The organism is Candidatus Protofrankia californiensis, assembly GCF_900634765.1.
Classification (GTDB): Bacteria; Actinomycetota; Actinomycetes; order Frankiales; family Frankiaceae; genus Protofrankia; species Protofrankia californiensis.
In genome coordinates this window covers 1-4345 of the sequence record NZ_CAAAFT010000210.1, presented here as the reverse complement: position 1 = coordinate 4345, position 4345 = coordinate 1, and the positions used below count along the sequence as shown (strand labels likewise).

Annotated in this window: 5 protein-coding genes; 3 read left to right on the top strand and 2 right to left on the bottom strand. The window is 68.2% G+C overall.

The window, feature by feature from the left end:
• Positions 1-353 (top strand): FadR/GntR family transcriptional regulator (locus tag DD1DGNOD_RS11430; protein ID WP_131770096.1); only part of this gene is annotated, 353 nt, incomplete at its 5' end.
• 50 nt (positions 354-403) lie between these two features.
• Here DD1DGNOD_RS11430 and DD1DGNOD_RS11425 read toward each other — a convergent pair.
• Together DD1DGNOD_RS11425 and DD1DGNOD_RS11420 are read right to left on the bottom strand one after the other, a co-directional pair.
• Positions 404-2347: an AMP-binding protein gene (locus tag DD1DGNOD_RS11425; protein ID WP_131766551.1), complete on the bottom strand. Its 1944-nt coding sequence runs from the start codon at positions 2345-2347 to the stop codon at positions 404-406.
• Positions 2348-2349: 2 nt separating this feature from the next.
• Positions 2350-3525, bottom strand: coding sequence for an acyl-CoA dehydrogenase family protein (locus tag DD1DGNOD_RS11420; protein ID WP_131766550.1), 1176 nt, complete (start codon positions 3523-3525; stop codon positions 2350-2352).
• An 83-nt stretch (positions 3526-3608) separates the two neighbouring features.
• Here DD1DGNOD_RS11420 and DD1DGNOD_RS11415 point away from each other — a divergent pair, with 83 nt between their 5' ends.
• Both DD1DGNOD_RS11415 and DD1DGNOD_RS11410 read left to right on the top strand, forming a co-directional pair.
• Positions 3609-4061 (top strand): FAS1-like dehydratase domain-containing protein, encoded by a 453-nt coding sequence (locus tag DD1DGNOD_RS11415; RefSeq protein WP_131770090.1) that lies wholly within the window; start codon positions 3609-3611, stop codon positions 4059-4061.
• Positions 4058-4345: MaoC/PaaZ C-terminal domain-containing protein (locus DD1DGNOD_RS11410; RefSeq protein ID WP_283234681.1), on the top strand; the 288-nt coding region annotated here is incomplete at its 3' end. The genes DD1DGNOD_RS11415 and DD1DGNOD_RS11410, both read left to right, overlap by 4 nt.

Genomic DNA, 4345 nt, shown 5'->3' with positions numbered 1-4345 from the left:
TGCTCGACGCCGCCAACGAGGCCATCGCCGACGAGAACAGCACGCTGGCGGCGTTCCTGCAGGCCAACGTCGACTGGCACGTGGGCGTGGCGATCGCCAGTCACAACGAGCTGCTGACCGGTCTCATGACCGCCCTTTCGCGAGCGATCTACACCGCCACCGAGAACGAGAGGTTCATCGACGCCGAGGTACGACGGCTGACGGCGAAGGCGCACCTGTCCATCACCGAAGCCATTCGAGCGCAGAACCCCGAGGCCGCGGTACGCCGGATGAACCGTCACGTCCACTCCTACGCCCAGGCAGTCCTCGAGGTCGAGGAACGCACCGAGATCTCGGTGCCCGACGAGGCATGACAGGCGCTGGCGCACCTCGTCGGGGACCATCGATCTCGACCCAGCCGCGCTCAGTTGCCCAGCCCGACCACCGAGCGGATCTCGTCCACCGCGTCCGGATTCTCCGCACCCGAGAGGTCCCCGGGATCCCGGCCCAGGGCCGCCGCCCGCACCGCGCGTCGGAGTATCTTCGCCGACCGCGTCTTGGGCAGCTGTGAAACCCGCCTAACCAGCCCCGGAGCGAAGGGTTTGCCGAGCTCGGCCGCGACCATCTCCCGCAGCTGTGCCGAGACGTCCTCGGTCGCGTCCGGGCGGGGAACCCAGAACGCCCAGACGGCCTCGCCCTTCTTGGGGTCCGGAACGCCGACCGCGGCCGCCTCGGCCACAGCCGGATGAGTGATCATGATTGACTCGACCTCGGCGGGTGCCAGGCGCTTGCCCGCCACGTTCATGACGTCGTCGGAGCGGCCCAGGATGAACCACTGCCCGTCCTTGTCGACCATGGCGAAGTCGCCGTGACGCCACACGCCGGGGAAGGTCGACCAGTACGCCTCGAGATAGCGGGCCTCGTCCCGCCACACTCCGCGCGTCATCGCGGGCCATGGCTGACGGCAGATCAGCTCGCCGACCTCGCCACGCACCGGCTGAGCCCGGTCGTCCACCACGTCGACGTCCATGCCCAGCGACGGCCCGCCCAGCGAGCAGCTCCGGATGGGCTCGACCGGGTACGGCGCGAGGAAGGATCCGCCGACCTCGGTGCCACCCGAGAAGTTGATGATCGGGACCCGTCCCCCGAAGACGTCCTTTGCCAGCCATTCGTAGGAGTCGGGGTCCCAGGGCTCGCCCGTCGACCCGAGCACGTGCACCGACGACAGGTCGAAGTCGTCGACCGAGGCCTTCTCACTGGAGCGAAGCGTCCGGATCAGGGTCGGCGAGACCCCGAGCATGGTGACGCCGTGCCGGTCCACCAGGTCCCACAGGCGGTTGGAGTCGGGCACGTCGGGCGAGCCCTCGTACAGCAGCAGCGTCGCGCCGTTGGCGTGCGTCCCGAAGATCGACAGCGGGCCCATGATCCAGCCCATGTCGGTTACCCAGCAGAACACACCCCCCGGGCCGACGTCGAAGGAGTAAGCGACCTCGCTGGCCACCTTCACGAGGAAACCGGCGTGGGTGTGGACAGCGCCCTTGGGCCGGCCCGTCGTTCCGGACGTGTACGCCAGCAGCAGGGTGTCGGTCGCGCGCATCACCTCGGCCTCGCCGGCGTCGCCCGGGCCGGCGAGAAGATCGCTCCACCGGGTGTCCCTGGCCCCGGAGGTCTCCGGGACGCCCTCGAGGTTGCCGACGACGATGACATGCTCCACCGTCGGGCACGACCGCAGCGCCTCGTCGAGCAGTGGCTTCATGGGCACCGCGCGTCGACGCCGCACGGTGCCGTCGGCCACGATGACCGCCTTGGCGTCAGCATCCTGGATGCGGGAGGCGATGGCGGTGGGCGCGAACCCGGAGAACAACGGCACCAGGACCGCACCGAGGCGAGCGACCGCGTAGCAGGCGACAACGGCTTCGGGAACCATCGGCAGGAACAGGGCCACCGCGTCGCCCTTCCCGATCCCCAGCCCACGCAGGCCCGCACTGACCCTGTTCACCTGCCGCACGAGTTCGCGGTAGGTCACAGTCCTGGTCTTGCCGTCCTCGGCCGTGTGGATGACGGCCGGCTGATTCGCGACCGACTCGTCCCCGTCCCAACGTCCCAGGCAGGCGTCAACGATGTTGAGCTCGCCGCCCACGAACCAGTCGGGATGCTCGATGCCCGCGGAAAGGTCGACCACCCGCGAGTACGGCGTGCGGAACGGCAGGTTCAGGTCCTTCACCACAGCGTCCCAGTACCAGCCGATGTCCCGCACCGAGCGCTCGCGCAGCTCGGCGAGCGACGACAGGCCGTGCGCGCGCGCCAGCCGCGTGACGTTGGCGTTCTCGACGTACTCGGAGGTGGGAGTCCAGGTGTACTCGGTCACGATCAGCTCCGGGGCATGTCGAGGATGCGCTCGGCGACGATGTTGCGCTGGATGAAGGTGGAGCCCCCGGCGATCGCGGTGCCGCGAGCCTGATAGGCCAACCGGAGCCACCGCGAGGCGGCCAGTCGTTCGTCCTCCGGGGAGAACTGACCGCCGAGCGGCTCCAGGGAGAGCCGGAAATCGGCCAGGTCCTCGACGAGCGGGCAGAAGTAGAGCTTGCCGATCGAGGTTACCGGCCCGGGTGGGCCGCCGTCGGTGGCGAGCGTGACCACCCGTTGACCGATGAGATAGTGGATCAGAGCACGCCCGTAGAGATCGGCGACCTTCTGGCGGATCGCCGGGTCCTCCCCCAGCGGGCGTCCGTTGTCGTCGGCGAGCCCGCTGACGTCCGTGATGATGTCGTCGACGGCGCGCTTGGTGTTCACCCGGCCGGTGGCGATGGCGACCCGTTCATAGGACAGCGTGGCCATCGCGACGCGCCAGCCGCCGTCCACCTCACCGACAACCATGTCGTCCGGGACGAACACGTCGTCGAGGAAGACCTCGTTGAACTCGGCCTCGCCCAGCATGTGCGCGAGTGGACGGACGGTGACGCCTTCGGCGTCCATCGGCAGCAGGAAGTAGGTGATGCCCTTGTGACGCGGTCCCCTGCCGGTGCGCGCGAGCAGGATGCCGTGGGCTGCGAGGTGGGCCCGGCTGGTCCAGATCTTCTGGCCCTGCAGCCGCCAGCCGCCGTCGACCTTGGCCGCCCTGGTCCGCAGCGACGCCAGATCTGATCCGGCCTCCGGCTCGGAGAAGAGCTGGCACCAGATCTCCTCACCGGAGAGGATCGGCCGGAGAAACCGTTCCTTCTGCGCGTCCGTGCCGAACCCGATGATCGTCGGACCGGCGAGGTCCTCACCGATGATGTTCAGACGCTCGGGTACGCCGGCGCGGTCCGTCTCCTCGGTGAAGATCGCGCGTATTTTCGCGTTGGCACCACCGCCGCCGTACTCCTTCGGCCACGACAGTCCGGCATAACCGGCGTCGAAAAGCATACGCTGCCACTGCCGCCAGAACGGCAGCTTCTCGACCAGGTCGGCCGGCTCCGGCCAGGGAAGCTGCGGAAGGGCCGTGGCCAACCATTGCCGGACCTCGGTGCGGAAGTGTTGTTCCTCCGGCGAGTCCGCAAGATCCATGTTAGTACCCCTCATCCGCGATTGATGCGATGGTACTATAGGTCAGACCGAAAAGGGGTTTTCACGTTGGCGAGGAACTACGGTTGAGCGGGGAACTCATCGGCACCATAGTGGACAAGGTCGCCTTCGACGTCGAGCGCGGCAAGATCTGGGAGTTCTCCCGGGCGACGTTCACCACGGACCCCGTGCACACGGACGCGGACGCCGCGCGCGCCGCGGGTTTCGACGATCTACTGGCCACCCCGACCCATATCGTCGTTGTCGGGCACCGGCGCGACCAGCGCGCCTTCGTCGAGAAGCTCGGCCTGGCCCTCGAACGCGTGGTCGTCGGTTCGGTGCGCTGGCAGTACGTGCGCCCGCTGCAGGCCGGGGACTCGCTGCGGGGTGTGCGCCGCGTCGTCGGCGACGAACGTCGCGAAGGCAAACGCGGCGGTTCCATGCGCATAGTGACCCTGGAAACCGAGTACGTCGACTCCACCGGAACACCGGTCGTCCGTCAACAGGACGTGCTCATCGAGCGGGGAAAGAGCGCATGAGGCAACCCATTCGGGTCACGATCGGAGATACCTTCCCGGCCCGGGAGATCGGGCCGCTCACGCAGACCGACATCGTGCGCTTCGCTGGCGCGGGCGGCGATTTCAATCCGTTGCACCACGATCCCGAGTTCGTACGGTCGACGGGTTTTCCCGGCGTCATCTCGATGGGGCAGATGCAGGCCGGGATGCTGGCCGGCTGGCTGTCCGACTGGCTCGGCGTGGAGCACCTGCGGGAGTTCGAAGTGCGCTTTGTCGCCCCGGTTTTCCTGGGTGACCTACTGCGT

Bases quoted from the DNA above. Each gene is read 5' to 3' on its own strand.
- DD1DGNOD_RS11420 (WP_131766550.1), bottom strand. From the start codon at position 3,525: ATGGATCTTGCGGACTCGCCGGAGGAACAACACTTCCGCACCGAGGTC.